Source organism: Rhodococcus sp. PAE-6, assembly GCF_025290685.1.
Classification (GTDB): Bacteria; Actinomycetota; Actinomycetes; order Mycobacteriales; family Mycobacteriaceae; genus Rhodococcus; species Rhodococcus pyridinivorans.
Window position 1 is genome coordinate 285715 of sequence record NZ_JAOCLZ010000004.1, and the last position, 20712, is coordinate 306426.

Sequence of the window (20712 nt, forward strand, 5' to 3'; positions counted from 1 at the left end):
GATCGGTGCCCGGCGTGAGGGCTGGGCAGCATCGAACGGAGTGGGATGAAGGATGTGCCCGTGAAGACGGGCTCACGGGCACATCCGAGAGGTTGATCCTGGGACGGTACTACAGGACGTCCGCGAGATCCCGAAGCAACGCCGCCTTGCCCTTGGCCCCCACGATCGTCTTCGTCGGCTTGCCACCGGAGAAGAGGATCATCGTGGGAATCGACATGACCTGGTAGTCGCGTGCGGCCGACGGATTGGCGTCGATGTCGAGCTTGGCGACGGTCAGCTTGTCGCCGTGTTCGGCCGCGATCTCCTCGAGAACCGGAGCGACCATCTTGCACGGACCGCACCAGGTGGCCCAGAAGTCGACGAGGACGGGCTTCTCGGACTGCAGTACGTCCTCGACGAACGACGAGTCGGTGATGGTGACGGTGTTCTTGTCGGCCACGGATGTCTCCTGAATCTCGGGGTGGAATGTGGAACGGGGTGGTGGATCAGGCCTCGGCGAGCGTCGGCGCCTCGACCTCGCGGTTCGCGACGAGCCACCGCTCCGCGTCGATGGACGCCGAGCATCCGGTGCCGGCGGCGGTGATCGCCTGGCGGTAGGTGTGGTCGACGAGGTCGCCCGCGGCGAAGACACCCGGCACGGAGGTCGCGGTGGACGGCGCCGAGACCTTCACGTAGCCCTCGTCGTCGAGGTCGACTTGACCCTTGACGAGCGAGCTGCGCGGGTCGTGGCCGACGGCGACGAACAAGCCGGTGACCGGCAGGTCGCTGCGCTCGCCGGTGACGGTGTCCTCGAGGACGAGGTTGGTGACGCTGTTCTCGCCCTGCACCTCGGCGACCTTCGCGTTGGTGACGAAGCGGATCTTCTCGTTGGCGCGGGCGCGCTCGAGCATGATCTTCGAGGCGCGGAACTCCTCGCGGCGGTGGATGAGGGTGACGCTGCGCGCGAAGCGCGTCAGGAAGGTCGCTTCCTCCATCGCGGAGTCGCCACCGCCGACGACGGCGATGTCCTGGTCGCGGAAGAAGAAGCCGTCGCAGGTCGCGCAGGCGGAAACGCCGCGGCCGAGCAGCTGCGACTCCCCGGGCACACCGAGGTAACGCGGCTCGGCGCCCATCGCGAGGATGACGGCGTGGCTGCGGTAGGTCTCGCCATTGGCGACGACCGTCTTGACCGGGCCCGTGAGGTCCATCTCGTCGACGTCCTCGGTGCGCAGATCGGCGCCGAAACGCAGTGCCTGCTCGCGCATCTGGTCCATGAGCTCCGGGCCCATGATCCCGTCCTTGAAGCCCGGGAAGTTCTCGACCTCGGTGGTGGTCATGAGCTCGCCACCGAACTGCGTTCCCTCGAAGACGAGCGGGGTGAGTTCGGCGCGGGCCGCGTAGATGGCGGCGGTGTATCCGGCCGGTCCCGAACCGACGATGATGAGGTCGTGAATCGTGGGCGAGGTCGTCATGCGGCGGAGCCTTCCGGTTGGGTGAACGGGGGCGCGAGGACTGCGGGCGATCCGGCCGGAACCGGACGGCAGCCTACAGATACTGTCAACACCAGGGTAAACGGTGTTGTTCCCCTTCCGCCGTGCGTCCCGCCACAGACGCCCTGTACGGACCGGCCGGTGGCCCGACCGGCCCGCCCTCGATGCGAACCGGTACGGTCTCAGGCCGCGCCGGGCACGTCCCGCAGCGTCTCGCGGATCACGCAACGCGTGCCCGTATAGATGGTCGGCATGCACTTGTTGCAGTGGATGCACAGACCTTCGTGTGCCGTCTTCTCCTCGAACTTGCGGACGAGATACGGATCACGCAGCAGCGCGCGGCCCATGGCGACGAACTCGAAGCCTTCGTCGAGCGCCGTCTCGATAGTGTCGAGCCGGTTGATGCCGCCGAGCAGGATCAGCGGGATCTTCAGTTCCTCCCGGAACTGCCGGGCCATGGGCAGGAAGAATGCCTCCTCGAACGGGAGCTTCGGGAAGATCTTCGGCCCGTAGACCTTCAGTCCCCAGCCGACGACCTTCGGCTGCGACGCCTGGAACTCCTTCATGGGGACGTCGCCGCGGAAGAAGTACATCCCGTTCAACAGCGAGCTCCCGCCGGTGAGCTGCATGGCATGGATGGTGCCGTCGGACTCGATGAGCTTGGCCATGGGCAGGGACTCGTCGAGCCACAGACCCTGGGGCACGCCGTCGGTCATGTTGAACTTCGCGATGACGGCCACCCCCTCCCCCACTGCCGTGCGGACGGCCTCGAGCACGCGACGCGGGAAGGCGGTACGGCCCTCGATGCTGCCGCCGTACTTGTCGGAGCGCTTGTTGAGATTCGGGCTCATGAAGGAGCTGAGCAGGTAGTTGTGCCCGAGGTGGACCTCGACGGCGTCGAATCCGGCCTCGACGGCGAAGCGCGCGGCGCGTGCGTAGTCCTCGACCACCCGATCGAGCTGCTCGAGTGTCGCGCCGCGGACGAGCCCCATGGCGGGGGCGCTGATGCGCGTGGACGGCGCGAGCGTCTTCATCTTGTTGGAGATCTGGTTGGCGACGAGTCCGGCGTGGCCGATCTGCGCGGAGGCCAGACCCCCGGCGGCGTGCACGGCGTCGGTGAGCCGGGTCAGGCCGGGGACGGAGTCGGGGTCGAGCACGAGGGTGTCGCGGTGGACGCGGCCGTCGTGGGAGACCGAGCAGTAGGCGACGGTCGTGAGGGCGGTGCCGCCGCGGGCGACCTCGGCGTGGAATTCGACGAGTTCGTCGCTGACGGCTCCTCGAGGCATGACCCCTTCGAAGGTTGCCGCCTTGACGATGCGGTTGCGGAGGGTGAGCGGCCCGAGTCGGGCCGGTTCGAACACGGTGGGTCGCGGCGAAGACATGCCCCTACTTTCGATGCCAGTGGTATCGTAATTGCGCTTCGACTATAACGCTCGTCACACTCCGCGCCAGATCGATTCCCACTCGGTCCCGACATCACGGATCCCATGCCCAGCACCGCTCCGGGGCGCCCCCGCGACCCCCGAATAGACAACGACGTCCTCACCGCCACCCGCGAGATGCTCCGCTCCCACGGCTGGGACGGGCTGAGCCTGCGGGCGGTCGCCGCCCGCGCCGGCGTCGGCCGCGCCGCACTCACGCGTCGGTGGCCGACCAAGGCCCACCTGGTGCTCGACGCACTGCTCGGTTCCGCACCCGATCTGACGCCCTACGACGGCATCGATCGCAAGGGCTGGATCGAATGGGTGGTCACCGGGAGCATCGAATTGTTCTCCCGGCCGGAGGTCCGCGCTGCGCTCCCGGGGCTTCTCGCGGCACTGCGGGACCACGACGACCTCCGCAACACGCTCTGGCGCACGTTCAGCGGCCCCAGCACCGCCCTGTTCGCTGACGGCGACGGTTCGGACGTCGAGATCGACGCCAAGGCCGTGCTCGTGATGGCAGCGGGGTCGGCGTTGTTCGCCGGCCTCATCGCCGCGGAGGACGACACACCCGCGCTGCGCGCGCGGATCCTGGAACTGTTGTCGACCGTGGCGTAGCGCCGGACCCGAGCGCCGGACCCGAGCGCCGGACCCGAGCGCCGAAAGATCAGCCGATCGTCTTGCGGACCACTATCGCGGGATCATCTGCGTCGCAGTCGGTTCCGACCACCAGAGCGGTAAGCGCCGGTGCGTCCGGTCCGCTCAACAGGACGAGGACGGCATCGTCGCCGGCGTACCGCACCGCGCGTGAACCGATCGGTGACCGGCCTTCGAAACCGTTCGCGTCCAAGCATTCTCGGAGACGATCGGCTCCACCGAGGAGACCGGGATCGGTGTCGCCGATCATCGCCCGCAGGGTGGAGGGTTCGAACAGGGCCTCGTCTTCCGCTGCCGCGACGGGAACACCGGTCGGGTCGTCGCTACCGAAAGCCGTTTCGCGCACGACCACCACGAGCAACACCGCCACTGCAGCCGCGACCGCGGCACCGGCCACCGCCCACCGGCGACGCCGTGCGATGCGGGACGGTGTGGACCGGACATCGGACCGGTCGTCGGATCGATCCTCCGCGAGCGCGGCACCGATACGCGCGGCGATCTCGGGCGGAATCGATTCTTTCGGTGGAGCGCCGCGCAGGGCCGACAACCGCGCCTGCGTCGCGTCGAGCCGCGCCAGATACACGACGGCCCCGGGATCGCGGCGCACGCGCGGCCACAACCGGGCGGCGAGCTCCTCGTCGAGCACCCCGGCATGCAGATCGGCGAGCAACTCCGCGGAGTACGGCGGGCGCATCTCGGCGGAGTTCGACGGACGCATCTCGTCCTCGTTCATGCGCGACTCTCCTCCGCGGTTCGGCATCCCTCACCAGAGTAAGACGGAGGAGGATCACGATCGGTTCCCCTCGGAGCGAAGGTCGTCGAGAAGAATTGCGAGCCGGCTCCGCGCGCGGGCACAGCGGCTCTTGACCGTTCCCTCCGGAACACCGAGACGTTGCGCCGCCTCCCGGACGGAGAAACCTTCCACATCCACCGCGACGACGGCTGCCCGCTGGTCGGGTGGCAGTGCGAACAGGGCGGATTCGATGTCGAGTGCGATCTCGGTGTCGTGGATGGGATCGCGCGGGGTACGCAGGTCGTGCGAATCGTCTTCGAACAGTGGGACGGTCACGCGGACACGATTGCGGCGGATGCGATCGAGGCACGCGTTGACGACGATCGAGTGCAACCAGCTGCGGACCGCGGCGTCCTCCCGGAAACCCGAAGCCCTCCGGTGCGCCGAGAGCAGTGCCTCCTGAAGCGCGTCGGCCGCGTCCTCGTTCGAGTAACTCGTCCGCCGCGCGACCTGCCACAGATGGTCGTGATGTCGTGCCAGCAAGGCGGAGAAGGCATGCCGATCGCCTGCGACGTGTGCTGCGAGCAGCTCGGCATCCGACACTGCTCCATCGGACGCCACCCCGTCCGACACGCTTCCGCCGTCGTCGACACCCCCGTCGGGCACGGCGATTTTTGCGATCCCCCCGAAAATTCGCACGCGCGGATGGTAGCCGATCCGGACGATTCCGCCCGGCTGTCCGCGGTCAGCGTGCGGCTTCGAATTCCACTTCGGAGAGGGAACTCTTGTTGCTTCCGCCGCTCGAGCTCAGATCGGTGATCCACACCAGCACGTGCGAAGTCTGGCCGTCCGCCTCGACCGGGATCGTGGTCTCACCGGAAGCCAGTGTGCCCGAACCGATCACCTGCGTCTGATCGAGCGACGTCGACTCGGACGGTGCGCTGCGCACCTCGACGACCGTGCCCGGCGTGTCGGTGGTGACCTTCACCGCGGACAGTTCCGACGCGTCGGCGAGCGTGAACAGAAGTCCGACACCGTTCTTCAGCGACGGGAACGGATCGAAGTAGGCATCGGTGCTCCATGAGGTGGACGGATCACCGTCGATCGCCTGCGACGCGGTGGCGGGCGAATCGGGTGTGCCCTGAGGCGAGAACACCGACACGGAGGTCGCGGAGACCGGAGCGCTCGCCGCCGGTCGCGGCGGCGCGGCCTCGACCTGCTCGTCGCCCGCCCCCTCCTCGGCGGGTGCCTCGGCAGTGGGAGTCAGACCGAACTCCTGACTCGTCAGCGGAGCATCGTTGGCATCGCCGGCGAGCAGGTTCGCGATCCACCATCCGATGAGCGCGAGCAACAGCACCGTCGTGGCACCGAGCGCGGCCAGGGCGATGAGCATCCGCTGCGAATGTTTCTTCTTCTGTTCCAGCGCTTCGGGATCCGCGAGTGCATGCGTCTCCGCGGCGGCAGCGCGCTGCCCGATCCGCAGTGCCGGGATCATCTCGGTCTTCTGATCGACGACCGACGCCTGGTCGAGGATGTGCTGCACGGTCGCGGCGGTCCGGATACCGCCGTCCTCGGACAGGGCACGCACCGCGACCGCGGAGATCTCGAACGGCACATCGGGACGCAGGACGCGCGGCTCCACCGGCACACCGTCCTTGCGGTCGGGCTCCGGCATTCCGCCGACGGTGGCACCGCTGTGGTGCGGGACGGGAACGCCGCCCGGAGCCGACGGCTCACCGAGCGGCCACCGTCCGGTGATGAGTCCGTACAGGCTCGCGCCGAGACCGCGCACGTCGGACATCGCGTCGGAATCGGAGAAGGTCGCGGGGAAGGCCAGCACGGCGTCACCCGCCACGCTGATGCGGATGCGATCCGGGTGGTCGATCGACAGGGCGCTGCCCGCACGGTGCGACGCCTCGGCGGCGGCCGCGAGCGCGCGGATCGCGCGTGCCGCACCGATCGGCGACGGCTCGGTGGTGGACATCTCCTTCAGCGACCGGCCGGGAGTCCACTCCGAGATGACGATGCCGCCCGAGCTGCCGCGCACCACGTCGAGGACGCGGGCGAGTCCGGGCGAATTGATACGACCGAGGCGCAGGGTGCGCGAGAGCACGGCCTGCGGCGAGTCGGGGCCGGTGCCGTCGGCCGCGCGCTGTTCCGCGTCGACGAAGGTCAGCGCGACCTCGCGATCGAGCTTGACGTCGAGTGCCTGCCAGAAACGCAGACCGCGCGCGCCTCCGTGCGGGGCGAGCAGACGGTAGCGACCACCGGCGACCGAGGCACCGGCGATGAGATCGGGGCCGCGCATCGGACGGCGCGGCTGGGAGGCCGGGCCCGCGACACGCACCGGCGGGAGCTGCGGGGATCCGACGGGGATGACACCCGTGTCGAGGTTCGGATCGCGCGGCGGGCGCTTGCCGTCCTTGTCGGCAGACTTCTGCCGTGCGGCGGCATCGATGGTGGACTTGCCGGCAGCGTGGTCGTCGCTCACCCTCACTCCTTCGTTGTCGACTCGTCCACTTCCGGTGTGCAGACGCGGGTCGCCGCTGGGGGCCGCGAAGAACCGTGGTCGACGGCTCCCGGACCGTACCTGCTGCTGATCAGGGTACGGGAGTTGTCCGTGCGCATTGCTGCGACCGGGCACGTCCCTGATGGCGGGCATGACCTCTGTGATGGCGTCATAAGGTCCGACGCCGTACTCGCCGTAGTCGATACGCGGCAGGATGACGGTCTTCTCGGCATCCGATTCGGCGTAGCGCGGACGCGGGACGGGGGCGGGAGCCGGTGCCTCGTCGGAGGTGGTTCCGGTCTCGGGTCCGGAGGGGGCCTCCTCGACCGGGGCGGTGCCGCGCAGTGCCGCGACCTTCCGTCGCACGGCCGCTTCGATCGCGAGGATCTCGGGCACCTTGAGCAGGTACATCCCGACCAGCGCGACGAGCACCATGAGCACACCGTTGAGCCCGACCCGCACGAGCGAGCCGATGCCCCCGAAGCGGTCGGCAAGGACGTCGAGTTGCAGGAGACGGTCGGTGACGAGCACGACAATCGCCGCGGCGAGCGACGCGAGCACGACGTGCCAGACGGTGCGTCCGACGTTCGCCATCTGCAGGTCGCCGAGTGTGCGGTGCAGCAGATAGCCGCCGATGAACGCTCCGACGGTGAACGCGACGCCCGTGGCCGCGCCGAGGAGCAGCACCACCTGCTCGTCGTTCGCCGCGACGACGGGCGCCAGCGCGGACAGGCCGATCTTGACGGCGGTGATGCCGAGGATGATCCAGGTGGGGGTCCAGGCCTGTTCCCTGGCATAGAACACGCGCAGGTGGATGAGCACCAGCGCGTACGGGATGAGCGTGAACGCCGACCAGCTCACCGCCTGGCCGAGGCGTTCGGCGTTGCTGCCGCCGAAGTTGCCGTAGCCGTACAGCGCGGCGCCGACCTGCGAACCCGCGATCGTCAGGAAGGTGACAATCGGGATGAGCGAGATCATGGTGAGGCGGGTCGCGACGGACAGGTCGTCGACGACGGCCGGGGTGTCGTCCGCGGCGGCGTTGCGACTCAGGCGCGGCATGATCGCGGTGAGCACGGTGACCCCGAGGACGCCGTAGGGCAGCTGCAGCAGCAGCCACGCGTTGTTGTAGATCGCGGGACCTGCCTCGTCGGCGCCTGACGACACACGCGTGGCGAAGACCATCCCGGCCTGGCTGATCAGCACGTACAGCACGATCGCGGCGGCCATGCCACCGAACTGCCGGAGCCGGTCGTCGAGACCCCACAACGGCCTGAGATTGATGCCTTCGCGGCGCAGCGCGGGTACCAGGCACATCGCCTGCGTGATGACGCCGAGCAGCACGCCGATGCCGAGGACGAGCAGTTTCGGATCGCTCATCCGCACCGGATCGAGCGTGATCTCGCCCGGCATCAGGTAGTAGATCACCAGCACGGTGAGCACCACGAGGTTGTTGCACACCGGGGCCCAGGCGCCCGGCTTGAACACCTGCCGGGTGTTGAGGATGCCCGTGAACAGGCCCGACAACCCGTAGAACATGATCGCGGGCAGGAGCAGGTACGACAGCGCTGTGGTCAGCGACGTCGAGACCTTGCCGGACTCGTCGAGGAAGACGTGGGTGGTCAGGACCGGGGCCGCGGCCACCGCGAGAACGGTCGCCGTGCCGAGCAGCACCAGCGCCGCGGTGAACAGTCGCCGGACGAAGGCCTCACCGCCGTCGGGGTCCTCCCGCTCGGCCCGCACCAGCACCGGCACGACGATCGAGGTCAGGACGGCGCCGAGCACCAGCTCGGAGATCATGTTGGGGATCTGGTGCGCCACGGTGAAGGACGACGCGACGCTCGCACCGAGCAGGGTCAGGATGAGCAGCTGCTTGAGGAAGCCGGTGATGCGGCTGACCAGGGTCGCCACGGCGATGGAGCCGGTCGCCGCGAGCAGGCTCTGCGGCCTGCGGCGACCCGCACCGGCACCCGTGACGTCCGGTGAGGTGGTGGGAGAGTCCGACGGTCCCGGGTTCGGGTGTGTCTCCACGTCGTCCCGTGTGGAGTTCCCGGTCATTTCTCATACCCTTCGTCGGCTGGATCCGGCTCTCCCCGGAACCGGTGCAGAAGTCGCCTGCCCGCCAGGAACAGCAGGAGGGCTCCCGCACATCCCGTGACGACGGCGAGGATCTGGCCGTACGCATTGGAACGTACCGTCACCGTCGTCGAGCTGCCGAGAGGCAGGCCGGAGTCGGTGGTGAGTGCGAACTCCAACCGGAGGTTCCGCGAGTCGCTGATCTGAGCCGGCACCGTGAGGGTGCGGCTGCCGCGCGGCGGGAGCTGGGTCGGCCCGATATCGGTGATGTCCACCGCGTCGGGCGCGTCCACCTGCAGCCGCACGGTGATGCCCACGGGCAGGTCGTTGCGCGCGGTGAGCAGCAGCGGACTCTGTTCGGACGTCAGGGTGTACACACCGCCGGTCGAGATGACCGTCACGGCGTCGTAGATGTCGTCGACGGCCTCCCGCACCTCGGAGGCGCGGTGCTCGCCGGTCGCGTAGGCACCGTCGGCGTCGGCACCGCGACGACCGGCCAGGCTCATCGCGCGCAGCAGGTCCTCGCGCAGCGGGGCGGTGAACTGCTGCGGGGTGAGCTGGGCCTGCGGGTCCTCGACCAGCGCCGTCTGGATCGCGTCGAGGCGGCCGATCTGTTCCTCGGCCTCGGACACGACCGCCGCGGAGGCGCCGTCGGTGATCGCCTGCTCGGGATAGACCAGCATCGAGGCCGTCGGGTCGTTCGCGGTGTTCGCGGCCGCGTCGACGAGCGCGGCGAGCGGTCGCGGCGTGGTCAGGCCCGAGCGGACGAGCGTGGAGAGCATCGACAGCACGGAGGCGGCGTCGTCGGGCGATGCCGACCAGTTCTGCGGCGGCGCGAACAGCACCGATCGGCCCGCGGCCGGCAGGGCCGCCCCGGTGACCTCGCTGACCGTCGGCACCATGGCCGGCCAGGCCAGCGCGCCGAGGGCGTCCTGCAGGCGGGCCGTCGAGGAATCGCGGGAGAGGTCGTAGCGCGCCGAGGAGGGGACGAAGGACGGCGTCTGCGGGTCGGTGCCCATCCCGGCCAGTGCCGCGGACGCGGACGAGTCGAACAGGGCGGCGGTGAGGCCGGAGACACCGGAGATCCGGAAGCCGTTGCCGCCCGGCGCGGTGGACGGCGTCGACGACGTGCCCGCGAGCAGGGCGCGTCCGCCCTCGAGGGCGTTGTCGGACACCAGAGCGGTCACCGGGCCGTCGGCGGCGAGCATCGATCCGGTCTTCTCGGTGAGTACGCCGGAGTCGGGCCACATCACGCCCGGGGTGGAGGTGACGCCGAGGATGGAGTCGACGATGGCCGCCGGTGATTCGAGCGCGGAGTCGGTCAGGGACGAGTCGGCGAGGTCGCCGAGCGCGGTCAGGTCGACCTGTGCGAACGGCACGGCCAACGTGCAGGTCGTCGCCGCGAGGGCACGCAACCGCTCGAGCCAGGCGACCGCGGCATCCGTGCCCGAGCCCGGACGCGCATCGCCGGTCGGTTCGTTCGGATCCTCGACGACGAGATAATCGCGCGTCATGTTCGCGACGGTCACGAGCAGGTCCGGGTCCACGGCCAGACACAGTCCCTCGAGGACGCGGGGTTCGGTGCGGGCGGTGTCCTCGACGGCGCGCAGCAGACCGTCGAGCCTCCCGCCCTCGGTGAGCGAGGCCGCGAGGTCGTCGTCGACCAGGCGTACCGGCTCGGTGCCGGAACCGGCCACGCCGGCGGCGAGCCTCGGCCGATCGGCCAGTGGCCACAGCATCGTGACCGCGGCGGGGCGGGACACGTCGGGCGGTACGGCGGGGAACGCCTTCTCCTCGCGGTCGAGCCGGCCGTCGTCGGACGAGCGGGTCGTGCCCCGCGACCCGCCGTTCCCGGTTTCGGTCTCCTCGGTGACCTCGTCGCTCGCGGGAACCGCGAGCACGGGCAGCAGGAAGCGTGCGTCGTCGAGCCGGGCCGCCCCGCCGTATTCGGGGACCCCGTTGACGTTCACCAGCAGCGGGTAGACGCCGGGAGTGTCGATGTCGAGCGACGGCACGAGATCGGAGCGCAGCGGCAGTTCGAGTTCGAAGTCGGCACGTTCGCCCTGCCCCAGCCGGTCGGCGACCTCCTCGAACTCACCGACCGTGTCGAATCCGGCCTGGTCGAGGGACAGCGAGGTGCGCAGCGCTGCGGAGTCGGAGACCACCGGTGCGCGCTGCAGCCGCACCCAGACGTCCTCGACGTCCCGGTCGCCGATGTTCGCCACCGTGCCGCGGACCGTGACGACGGACTCGCTCGTGAGAGTCACCGTCTGCGGCGTCACCTCGTCGATACTCAACTCGAGGAAGCGCGGTTCGTCGGGGTCGGTCTGGGCTGCGGCCGGATTCGCCGAGGCCGTCGGGAGAAGAGTCGTCGGCAGAAGAGGCGTCACGCCTGCCGTTGTGAGGACGAGTACGAGCACGGCGAGCACCGCGGCGCCCGCCCGGGACACCACCACCGTCATCCGCGTGGGGCCCCCGGTTCGTCGGCATCGGGGAGTCGCGTGTGGTCCATCTCGGCGATGAGCTGATCGGCGATGTCGGCGAGCTTGCGTTCGTCGGCGTACGCCAGGCGGGTCCGCAGTTCGCGCAGCGGCACCCACGCCACCTCGGTGACCTCGACGTCCGCGTCGGAGAGTTCTCCGCCGAGATAACGCAGCAGATAGTGGTGCACGGTCTTGTGGACCCGGCGGCCCTCGGTGACGAACCAGTAATCGATGCTGCCCAGCTCGGCGAGCACCGAACTGCGCACGCCGGTCTCCTCGCGGACCTCGCGCATCGCGGTTTCCTCGGCGGTCTCACCCTGCTCGATGTGGCCCTTCGGCAACGACCACAGCAGGCGTCCCCTCCGGTCGGTGCGGCCGATCAGGGCTGCGCAGAGTTTCTCGGGCGGACCACCGAGTCCGTCGACCACCAGACCTCCCGCGGAAGTCTCGCGGACGGTCCGCATGCGAGGTCCGGGCGAAGCGGACGATCCGGGCGAAGCACCGTGTGCGGTCTTCTTTGCGCCCGCGCCACGCCGCCGCGAGCTGCGGCGGTTACGGTTGGCACGTTCGGCGGGCGACACCTCATAGATAGTAGATGGACCGACGTTGGTCCCGGCTCAACCACACGAACGCGCTGCTCGGTAAGGTGCAAAGACGTGAACTCCCCCACCGCAGACACCGACCGTCGTACCCGGCTGCTCGCCGGAGCCGAGGCCACTCTGCGCGATCTGTCCGACATCCTCGCCCCGCTGGGGGCGCGATTCGCCGAAGCCGGACACGAGCTGTATCTCGTGGGGGGCAGCGTGCGCGACGCGGTGCTCGGTCGCCTCGGCACCGACCTCGACTTCACCACCGATGCGCGTCCGGAGGTCGTGCAGGAGCTGCTGCGCGGATTCGTCGACCACCAGTGGGACACGGGTATCGACTTCGGGACCATCAGTGCGGTGAAGGGACTCGAGCAACTCGAGATCACCACCTTCCGCAGCGACGCCTACGACCGTGTCACGCGTCACCCCATCGTGAAGTACGGCACGAGTCTCGAGGACGATCTCGTGCGCCGCGACTTCACCGTCAATGCGATGGCCGTGCGGATCGGACCGGACGGTGCGGGTGAGTTCGTCGACCCGCTCGGCGGCATGGACTCCCTGCTCGCCGGCGTGCTCGACACCCCGGCGAAGCCCGAGGACTCCTTCCACGACGATCCGCTGCGCATGCTGCGCGCGGCGCGGTTCGTCTCCCAGCTCGGCTTCGCCCTCACCGAGCGCGTGCACACCGCGATCGTCTCGATGGCCGACGAGATCCTGCGGATCAGCGCCGAGCGGGTGCAGGCCGAGCTCGACAAGCTGATCCTCGGCGACTATCCGATCGAGGGCATCGACACGATGGTCGAGACCGGTCTGGCGCAGCGGGTGATCCCCGAGATCCCCGCGATGAAGCTCGAGATCGACGAGCACCACCAGCACAAGGACGTGTACTGGCACTCGCTGACCGTCCTGAAGCAGGCCATCGACCTCGAGGACGGCGATCCCGATCTCGTCCTGCGGTGGGCCGCGCTGCTGCACGACATCGGCAAGCCCGACACCAAACGCAACGAGCCGCAGGGCGGCGTCAGCTTCCACCACCACGAGGTGGTCGGAGCGAAGCTCGTGCGCAAGCGCATGCGCGCCCTCAAGTACTCGAAGCAGATGATCGAGGACGTCAGCCGTCTGGTCTTCCTGCACCTGCGCTTCCACGGCTACGGCAGGGGACAGTGGACGGATTCGGCCGTGCGCCGTTACGTGCACGACGCCGGGCCGCTGCTGCCGAAGCTCCACAAGCTGGTGCGCGCCGATTGCACGACCCGCAACAAGCGTCGGGCCGCCGCGCTGCAGGCCACCTACGACGGTCTCGAGGAACGGATCGAGCGCATCGCCGCCGAGGAGGATCTCGCCAAGGTCCGGCCCGACCTCGACGGCAACGCGATCATGGAACTGCTGGGTATCTCCGCAGGTCCGACGGTCGGCAAGGCGTGGAACTTCCTCAAGGAACTGCGGCTCGACCGCGGCCCGCTCGAGCGCGACGAGGCCGAGGCCGCGCTGCTCGAGTGGTGGGCACAGCAGCAGGAGGCCTGACTCCGAACGTCTGATCTCACATCGTCGTGACGGCGGCGTGAGCCAGATGTCACCGCGTGCTCACCGCGGGTGACGCCACCGCAACACCGCTTCTCCAGCATGGACACCGGCGTAGTCGAGACGGTGTCGAGGAGTTGCGGGATGCAGGACGAGATCACCACGGTGAAATCCACCTGCTCCTACTGCGGTGTGGGATGCGGGATGCTCCTCGACGTCGCCGTCGACCCGGAGACGGGTGACCGACGCGTGGTGAGGGCATACGGAGACAAGGATCACCCGACCAACAGGGGTCGGTTGTGCACGAAGGGCGCGACCAGCGCGGAGATGCTCGCGGCCGGGGGCCGGCTCGATACGGCGTGGATGCGTTCCGAGCGGGCGGCCGAGGTCGCCCCGCTCCCCTTCGACGATGCGATCGCCGAGACCGCGCGGCGCCTGAACGATATCGTCTCGGCCCACGGCTCCGACGCGGTGGCTCTCTACGTCTCGGGACAGATGTCGCTCGAGGCCCAGTATCTCGCGACGAAGCTCGCGAAGGGATACCTGCGCACCTCGCACATGGAATCGAACTCGAGACTGTGCATGGCCGGCGCCGCGACCGGGTACAAGCAGTCGCTCGGATCCGACGGCCCGCCCGGCTCGTACGAGGACTTCGACCGCGCCGACGTCTTCTTCGTGTCGGGTTCCAATATGGCCGACTGCCATCCCATTCTGTTCCTGCGCATGATGGATCGGGTCAAGGCGGGAGCGCGACTGATCGTCGTCGATCCGCGGCGCAGCGCGACCGCCGACAAGGCCGACCTGTTTCTGCAGATCGCGCCGGGCACCGACCTGGCGCTTCTCAACGGTCTGCTGCACCTGATCGTCGAGAACGGACACGTCGACCGCGACTTCGTCGAGAAGCACACCGACGGCTGGGACGCGATGGAGTCCTTCCTCGCCGACTACCCACCGCACGTCGTCGCCGAAGTCACCGGTCTGGCCGAGGCCGACATCCGCACCGCGGCGCAGTGGATCGGCGAGGCCGGGGAGTGGATGAGTTGCTGGACGATGGGTCTGAACCAGAGCACCCACGGCACGTGGAACACCAACGCGATCTGCAATCTGCACCTCGCGACCGGGGCGATCTCCCGCACCGGCAGCGGGCCGTTCTCCCTCACCGGCCAGCCCAACGCGATGGGCGGCCGCGAGATGGGATACATGGGACCGGGTCTGCCCGGTCAGCGCAGTGTCCTCTCCGACGACGACCGCGCGTTCGTCGAAGATCGCTGGTCGCTGCCGCGCGGCACGCTGCGCACCGAGGGCGGCGCCGGCACCGTCGACATGTTCGAGCGCATGGCCGCCGGAGAGATCAAGGCGTGCTGGATCATCTGCACCAATCCCGTGGCGTCGATCGCGAATCGGAGCACCGTTCTCGAGGCACTCGGGAAGGCCGAGCTGGTGATCGTGCAGGACGTCTATCGCGAGACCGAAACCGCTTCGTACGCAGACGTTCTCCTACCCGCAGCTCTGTGGGCCGAATCCGAGTATGTCACCGTCGGATCCGACCGTACCGTCAATCTTCTACAGCAGGCCGTCGAACCCGTCGGTGAGTCGCTGCCCGACTGGGAGATCATCGCGCGGGTCGCGCAGGAGATGGGTTTCGGCGACGCCTTCGACTATTCGAGTGCCGAGGAAATCTTCGAGGAGATCACCGGATTCGCGAATCCGCAGACCGGCTACGACCTGCGCGGCATGACCTACGACCGACTGCGGGAAGGGCCCGTGCAATGGCCGTGCCCGCCGGAGTCGGCCGCGACACGGCACCCCGTCCGCTATCTCAACGACGGGACGAGCCGGACCCCGGTGGTGCGCGAGGACGGTTCCCGTCCGCGACTGGCGTTCGCGACCCCCGACGGCCGCGCTCGTTTCTTCCCTCGCCCGCACATGCCCGCCGCGGAAATGCCGGACGACGACCACCCCTTCGTCCTGAACACCGGACGCGTCCCGCACCAGTGGCACACCCTCACCAAGACCGGGAAGGTCGAGAAACTCACCAAACTGAATCCCGGACCGTTCGTCGAGATCAATCCCGATGATGCACAGCGACTGTCGATCGTCGACGGCGACCGGGTCGAGATCGCATCGCGGCGCGGCCGGGCCGTGCTGCCGGCCGTCGTCACCGACCGGGTGCTGCCCGGGAACTGCTTCGCGCCCTTCCACTGGAACGACCTCTTCGGCGACGATCTCGCCATCAACGCCGTGACGAACGACGCCGTCGACCCGGCATCCCTGCAGCCCGAATTCAAGGTCTGCGCCGTGTCGGTGGAGAAGGTCGCGGGTGCGGTCGAACCGGTGCTCGAGAGCGGTTCGGTGCTCGACCGTCTCGAGTCTGCGCTGGGACTCGGGACGATTCCCGCACCCACCTTCGACGACGCCGAACGAGGTTATCTCGCAGGTCTTCTCGCCGGACTCAGGACGGCGGAGATCACTGCCGCGCCGACCCTTCCGCCGACCGCGCCGTTCCCGGCCGACAAGCGGGTATGGGTCGACGGACTGCTCGCCGGGATGTACGCGCACTCGGCCCCGGTTCCCGACGCGACGCCCACCGAGGCGGTGCCGGACGGGCCGGTCGTCGTGGTGGCCTGGGCGTCGCAGACGGGCAACGCCGAATCCTTCGCGGCGAGTTGCGCACAACGGCTCCGCGATGCCGGTCGGGCCGTGCGGCTGAGGGGGCTGAACGAACTCGACGTCGCCGCGCTGGCCGACATCGACGACCTCGTGGTCGTCACGAGCACCTTCGGCGACGGCGACCCACCCGACAACGGCGGGTCGTTCTGGCGGTCGCTCGCGGCGGACACCGCGCCCGAACTGAGCGGAACACGTTACGCAGTAATTGCTTTCGGCGATTCGAGCTACGACGATTTCTGCGGCTTCGGGCGCCGTGTCGATGACCGTCTGAGCACTCTCGGCGCGACCCGCCTGGCCGAGCGCGTCGACTGCGAACCCGGAGAGGACGAGCGCGCGCAGAACTGGCTCGACGCCCTCGTACCGCTGCTGGGAGGCTCGACGACCCCGGTCGCATCGGCTGCTCCCGCAGCCCCTGCCTATACCCGCAACTCGCCGCTCGTCACCCGGATCACCCGCAACATTGCACTGAGCGGTGCGGGTTCGGCGAAGGACGTACGTCAGTTCGGATTCGAGATCTTCGATCCAGCATTCGAATACGAGGCCGGCGACGCACTCGGGGTGATGCCGACGAACGGCCCGGAGGCCGTCGACGAATGGCTGCAGGTCACCGCCCTCGACCCGGAGACCGCCGTCGAACTCGGCGACCGTCCTACCGTGCCGCTGCGCGAGGCCGCGACCCGTCACCTCGACATCACCCGGGTGACACCGGAACTGCTCCGGTTCGTGCAGAAGCAGAGCGGCAGTGCCGAACTCGCGAAACTCCTGCGACCGGGCAACAAGATCGAGCTGCAGCAGTGGCTGTACGGGAGGCAGGCGATGGACGTCATTGCCGAGTACCCGTTCAAGGCGCCCTGGGACGAATGGAAGGACCTCCTCGGCCGTCTGCGTCCGCGCCTGTACTCGATCTCGTCGAGCCCGAAGACGAACCCGCGCGAGGTACAACTGACGGTGTCGGTGGTGCGCTACGAATTCGAGGGTCGATCCCGGGCGGGCGTGTGCTCGTCGTTCCTCGCGGATCACAGCAAGGGTGTGGACATCCCGATCTTCGTGCAGCGCAACGAGCACTTCCGGCCACCGGCACCCGAGACCGACATGATCATGGTCGGTCCCGGTACGGGCATCGCACCGTTCCGCGGTTTCCTCCACGACCGTCGCGAGGCCGGGCACACGGGCCGCAACTGGTTGTTCTTCGGCGACCAGCGATCCGAGACCGACTATCTCTACCGCGACGAGATCGAGTCGATGCACGCCGACGGTTTCCTCACCGAGCTGGGACTGTCCTTCTCCCGCGACCAGCGGCAGAAGATCTACGTGCAGGACCGGATGCGCGAGCATGGTGCGCAGGTGTGGAAGTGGCTGCAGAACGGTGCCCACTTCTATGTGTGCGGCGACGCCGGACGTATGGCGAAGGACGTCGACGCGGCCCTGCGCGAGGTGGTGCAGGCACACGGACGGCTCGACCGCGACGCCGCCGCGGCGTACGTCGAGCAGATGGCCGCCGACAAGCGGTACGTCCGCGATGTCTACTGATCTGCTTGCCGGTCCGCAGATGCGGATATAACGTAGCGTTCATGACGCATCTGCGGAGACACGCGTGACCTCCCTCCGGATCCGCGACGCCGCGTCGTTGCTGGGGGTCAGCGACGACACGGTCCGTCGCTGGATCGACCAGGGGCTGCTGCGCGCCGGCAAGGATTCCGCCGGACGCAAGACAGTCGACGGTCGCGAGCTGGCGGAGTTCGCCCGCGCTCAGGCCGATGCCGGTCCCGATCCGCTCGGGGTGGGCAGCTCCGCTCGCAATCGCTTCGTCGGGCTGGTTACGCGCGTCGTCTCCGACACCGTCATGTCGCAGGTGGAGATGCAGTGCGGTCCGCACCGCATCGTCTCGCTCATGAGCACCGAGGCCGTGAACGAACTCGGTCTCGAGCCGGGCAGCATCGGGGTGGCCGTCGTCAAGGCGACCACCGTCATCGTCGAGACACCCGGAGGGGACGGATGAGGCGCCGGGCGCTCGCCGCGTTCGCTGCCGGTCTCACCGCTGCGGCACTGACGTCGTGCGGCACCGGCGGTGGCTCGGATGTCCTCACCGTTTATGCGGCGGCCTCGCTCCGGGCGCCTTTCACCGAGATCGCCGAACGATTCGAGGAGGCGAACCCCGGAGTGTCGGTGGAATTCTCGTTCGCCGGCTCGTCCGATCTCGAGACCCAACTCGAGCAGGGGGCACCCGCCGACGTCTTCGCCTCCGCCGACACCCGGACGATGGACGCCGCCGTCGCGGCCGGACTCGTTGCCGGTGAGCCGATCCCGTTCGCGACCAACATGCTCACGATCGTCACCGAACCGGGGAACCCGAAGAACGTCACCTCGTTCGACGATCTCACCGGCGACGGTCTCTCGGTGGTCGTGTGTGCGCCCCAGGTACCGTGCGGGGCGGCGACCGAGCGACTCGAGGAGACCGGCGGTGTCGAGCTCGCGCCGGTGTCCGAGGAATCGTCGGTGACCGACGTGCTCGGCAAGGTCACCTCCGGTCAGGCCGACGCCGGTCTGGTCTACGTCACGGACGCGAGGGGGGCCGGCGAGAAGGTCACCGTTGTCCCCGTCCCGGAAGCTGCGGAGATCGTCAACATCTATCCCGTTGCACCACTGTCGAATTCCCGAAATCCCGGTCGCGCCGACGCCTTCGTGCACTTCGTCACCGGCACGGGCGGTCGTGCCGTCCTGGCCGACGCAGGATTCGGTGCACCGTGACCGCGACGGGACTGCCCCGGTGGTTGTTCGTTCCCGCGGCACTCGGGTTGCTGTTCGTCGTCGTGCCCCTGGTGTCGATGCTGCTCACCGTCGACTGGACGACCTTCCCCTCGCTGGTGACATCCCCGGCGTCCCTCGACGCGCTCGTCCTGAGCCTGCGCACCTCCGCGGCGGCCACGATCCTGTGCATCCTGCTCGGCGTGCCTCTCGCAATGGTTCTGGCGCGCAGTGGCTTCCGGTGGATATCGGTGATCCGTGGGTTCGTCCTGCTGCCGCTCGTGCTGCCCCCGGTCGTGGGCGGTATCGCCCTGCTCTACACCTTCGGTCGTCGCGGACTGATCGGTGAGCACCTCGATGCGCTCGGGATCCACATCGCCTTCACCACCACCGCGGTCGTGCTCGCGCAGACCTTCGTCGCACTGCCCTTCCTCGTCACGAGTCTCGAAGGTGCGCTGCGCAGTGCGGGTTCACGCTACGAGGACGTCGCGGCGACACTCGGTGCGCGTCCCACGACGGTCTTCCGGCGCATCACCCTGCCCCTCGTGCTGCCCGGCCTGGTCTCCGGTTCGGTACTCGCATTCGCCCGCGCACTGGGCGAATTCGGCGCGACCCTCACCTTCGCCGGCAGCCTCCAGGGTGTGACGCGCACGCTGCCGCTCGAGATCTATCTGCAGCGGGAAACCGATCCCGACGCCGCCGTCGCGCTGTCGCTCGTGTTGATCCTGGTGGCCGTCGTGATCGTCGTGGCCGTGTACTCGCGGCGGAAGGACCGCCCGCTGTGAGCCTGACGGTGCGGGCCCGGGTCGCCGCACGCGATGTCGACGTCGACCTCGAGGTCGCGCAGGGTGAGATCGTCGCGGTGCTCGGCCCCAACGGAGCCGGCAAGTCGACGCTGCTGGGAGTGGTCTCCGGTCTGCTGCGTCCCGATGCGGGTCGCGTGGAACTCGACGGTCGCGTCCTCACCGATACCGCGACCGGCGTCGCCGTCGCTCCGCACGACCGGTCGGTGGTGCTGCTCGCCCAGCAGGCGCTGCTCTTCCCGCACCTGACGGTCGCGGACAACGTCGAGTTCGCACCGCGCAGTGCGGGTGCGGGTCGGCGTGAGGCCCGTGTGCGCGCCGAGAGGTGGCTGCAGGAGGTCGATGCCGCAGCACTCGCCGATCGTCGTCCGCACGAGTTATCGGGTGGGCAGGCGCAACGGGTCGCACTCGCACGTGCCCTCGCGGCCGAACCGCACCTGCTGTTGCTCGACGAGCCGATGGCCGCGCTCGACGTCACCGCGACACCGGTGTTGCGGTCGTTGCTGCGACGCGTCCTGCGCGACAGTGGACGCACGGGCCTGCTCGTCACCCACGACCCGCTCGACGTGCTCGCCCTCGCCGATCGGGTGATCGTGATCGAGGCCGGGCGGATCGTCGAGGACGGGCCGGTACGCCGGGTGCTGACCCGGCCGCGCAGCGCCTTCGCCGCCCGCATCGCGGGGAGCAATCTCGTCACCGGCATCGTGCGAGCTGAGGCGCTGGAATCCGCGGACGGTCTCGTCCACGGCCGCGTCCACGACGACTGCGTCCCGGGTACGGCCGCCGTCGCCGTCTTCGCGCCGTCGGCGGTCGCCGTCTACACCGAGGCCCCGCACGGGAGCCCGCGCAACGCCCTGAGGGTGAGGATCGCGGAACTCGAGGCGCAGGGTTCGTCGGTGCTCGTGCGATCGGATACGGGTATCGCCGCGGAGATCACGACGGCGGCACTCGCCGACCTCGACGTCCATCCGGGTGACTCCGTATGGTTCGTCGTCAAGGCCACGGAGGTGGGGATCCATCCGGCCGCGCTGAGCGCGTGAT

Annotated in this window: 15 protein-coding genes; 7 read left to right on the plus strand and 8 right to left on the minus strand. The window is 68.9% G+C overall.

Annotation, left to right across the window (positions count from 1 at the left end):
* Positions 1–109: 109 nt before the first annotated feature.
* The 3 genes from trxA to NVV99_RS12025 form a co-directional block, all read right to left on the minus strand.
* Positions 110–439 (minus strand): thioredoxin, encoded by a 330-nt coding sequence (gene trxA / locus NVV99_RS12015; RefSeq protein ID WP_006550900.1) that lies wholly within the window; start codon positions 437–439, stop codon positions 110–112.
* 46 nt (positions 440–485) lie between these two features.
* Entirely contained in the window at positions 486–1451 is a 966-nt protein-coding gene (trxB, locus tag NVV99_RS12020) for a thioredoxin-disulfide reductase (RefSeq protein ID WP_006550899.1), read from the minus strand.
* Between the two features lie 200 nt (positions 1452–1651).
* A complete protein-coding gene (locus NVV99_RS12025; protein WP_024102536.1) occupies positions 1652–2851 on the minus strand; it encodes an NADH:flavin oxidoreductase in 1200 nt (399 codons plus the stop codon).
* Between the two features lie 105 nt (positions 2852–2956).
* Between NVV99_RS12025 and NVV99_RS12030 the strand changes: the two genes are divergently transcribed.
* Complete coding sequence (locus NVV99_RS12030) at positions 2957–3508, plus strand: TetR family transcriptional regulator (protein ID WP_006550897.1); 552 nt, start codon at positions 2957–2959, stop codon at positions 3506–3508.
* Positions 3509–3557: 49 nt separating this feature from the next.
* On the opposite strand, the gene NVV99_RS12035 is transcribed toward NVV99_RS12030, so the two are convergent.
* The 5 genes from NVV99_RS12035 to NVV99_RS12055 all read right to left on the minus strand — a co-directional run bounded on the left by NVV99_RS12035 (position 3558) and on the right by NVV99_RS12055 (position 11926).
* A complete protein-coding gene (locus NVV99_RS12035) occupies positions 3558–4280 on the minus strand; it encodes a hypothetical protein (RefSeq protein ID WP_024102535.1) in 723 nt (240 codons plus the stop codon).
* Between the two features lie 54 nt (positions 4281–4334).
* Positions 4335–4883, minus strand: coding sequence for an RNA polymerase sigma factor SigM (gene sigM, locus NVV99_RS12040; RefSeq protein WP_024102534.1), 549 nt, complete (start codon positions 4881–4883; stop codon positions 4335–4337).
* Positions 4884–5025: 142 nt separating this feature from the next.
* The gene (gene murJ / locus NVV99_RS12045) at positions 5026–8844 is read right to left on the minus strand and encodes a murein biosynthesis integral membrane protein MurJ (RefSeq protein ID WP_024102533.1); all 3819 of its coding nucleotides are present in this window, start codon (positions 8842–8844) and stop codon (positions 5026–5028) included.
* Positions 8841–11324: a DUF6049 family protein gene (locus NVV99_RS12050; RefSeq protein WP_024102532.1), complete on the minus strand. Its 2484-nt coding sequence runs from the start codon at positions 11322–11324 to the stop codon at positions 8841–8843. The genes murJ and NVV99_RS12050 overlap by 4 nt, the downstream gene beginning before the upstream one ends.
* On the minus strand, positions 11321–11926 hold the full coding sequence (locus tag NVV99_RS12055) for an NUDIX hydrolase (RefSeq protein WP_033098068.1): 606 nt from the start codon (positions 11924–11926) through the stop codon (positions 11321–11323). The genes NVV99_RS12050 and NVV99_RS12055 overlap by 4 nt, the downstream gene beginning before the upstream one ends.
* Before the next feature lie 75 nt (positions 11927–12001).
* Between NVV99_RS12055 and NVV99_RS12060 the strand changes: the two genes are divergently transcribed.
* The 6 genes from NVV99_RS12060 to NVV99_RS12085 all read left to right on the plus strand — a co-directional run bounded on the left by NVV99_RS12060 (position 12002) and on the right by NVV99_RS12085 (position 20711).
* Positions 12002–13456: a CCA tRNA nucleotidyltransferase gene (locus NVV99_RS12060; RefSeq protein WP_006550891.1), complete on the plus strand. Its 1455-nt coding sequence runs from the start codon at positions 12002–12004 to the stop codon at positions 13454–13456.
* Positions 13457–13597: 141 nt separating this feature from the next.
* The gene (locus NVV99_RS12065; protein WP_024102531.1) at positions 13598–17653 is read left to right on the plus strand and encodes a bifunctional nitrate reductase/sulfite reductase flavoprotein subunit alpha; all 4056 of its coding nucleotides are present in this window, start codon (positions 13598–13600) and stop codon (positions 17651–17653) included.
* Between the two features lie 64 nt (positions 17654–17717).
* Positions 17718–18122 carry a molybdopterin-binding protein gene (locus tag NVV99_RS12070; protein ID WP_019290487.1) on the plus strand — a complete coding sequence of 135 codons (405 nt, stop codon included), beginning with the start codon at positions 17718–17720 and terminating at the stop codon, positions 18120–18122.
* Positions 18119–18871: a molybdate ABC transporter substrate-binding protein gene (gene modA, locus NVV99_RS12075; RefSeq protein ID WP_024102530.1), complete on the plus strand. Its 753-nt coding sequence runs from the start codon at positions 18119–18121 to the stop codon at positions 18869–18871. The genes NVV99_RS12070 and modA overlap by 4 nt, the downstream gene beginning before the upstream one ends.
* Complete coding sequence (locus NVV99_RS12080) at positions 18868–19653, plus strand: ABC transporter permease (RefSeq protein WP_041803501.1); 786 nt, start codon at positions 18868–18870, stop codon at positions 19651–19653. The genes modA and NVV99_RS12080 overlap by 4 nt, the downstream gene beginning before the upstream one ends.
* On the plus strand, positions 19650–20711 hold the full coding sequence (locus tag NVV99_RS12085) for a sulfate/molybdate ABC transporter ATP-binding protein (protein ID WP_006550885.1): 1062 nt from the start codon (positions 19650–19652) through the stop codon (positions 20709–20711). Before NVV99_RS12080 ends, NVV99_RS12085 begins: the two co-directional genes overlap by 4 nt.
* The last annotated feature ends 1 nt before the right edge of the window (position 20712 follow it).

Bases quoted from the DNA above. Each gene is read 5' to 3' on its own strand.
- NVV99_RS12050 (WP_024102532.1), bottom strand. From the start codon at position 11,324: ATGACGGTGGTGGTGTCCCGGGCGGGCGCCGCGGTGCTCGCCGTGCTC.
- NVV99_RS12065 (WP_024102531.1), top strand. From the start codon at position 13,598: ATGCAGGACGAGATCACCACGGTGAAATCCACCTGCTCCTACTGCGGT.
- murJ (WP_024102533.1), bottom strand. From the start codon at position 8,844: ATGACCGGGAACTCCACACGGGACGACGTGGAGACACACCCGAACCCG.
- NVV99_RS12035 (WP_024102535.1), bottom strand. From the start codon at position 4,280: ATGAACGAGGACGAGATGCGTCCGTCGAACTCCGCCGAGATGCGCCCG.
- NVV99_RS12025 (WP_024102536.1), bottom strand. From the start codon at position 2,851: ATGTCTTCGCCGCGACCCACCGTGTTCGAACCGGCCCGACTCGGGCCG.
- modA (WP_024102530.1), top strand. From the start codon at position 18,119: ATGAGGCGCCGGGCGCTCGCCGCGTTCGCTGCCGGTCTCACCGCTGCG.
- trxB (WP_006550899.1), bottom strand. From the start codon at position 1,451: ATGACGACCTCGCCCACGATTCACGACCTCATCATCGTCGGTTCGGGA.
- NVV99_RS12030 (WP_006550897.1), top strand. From the start codon at position 2,957: ATGCCCAGCACCGCTCCGGGGCGCCCCCGCGACCCCCGAATAGACAAC.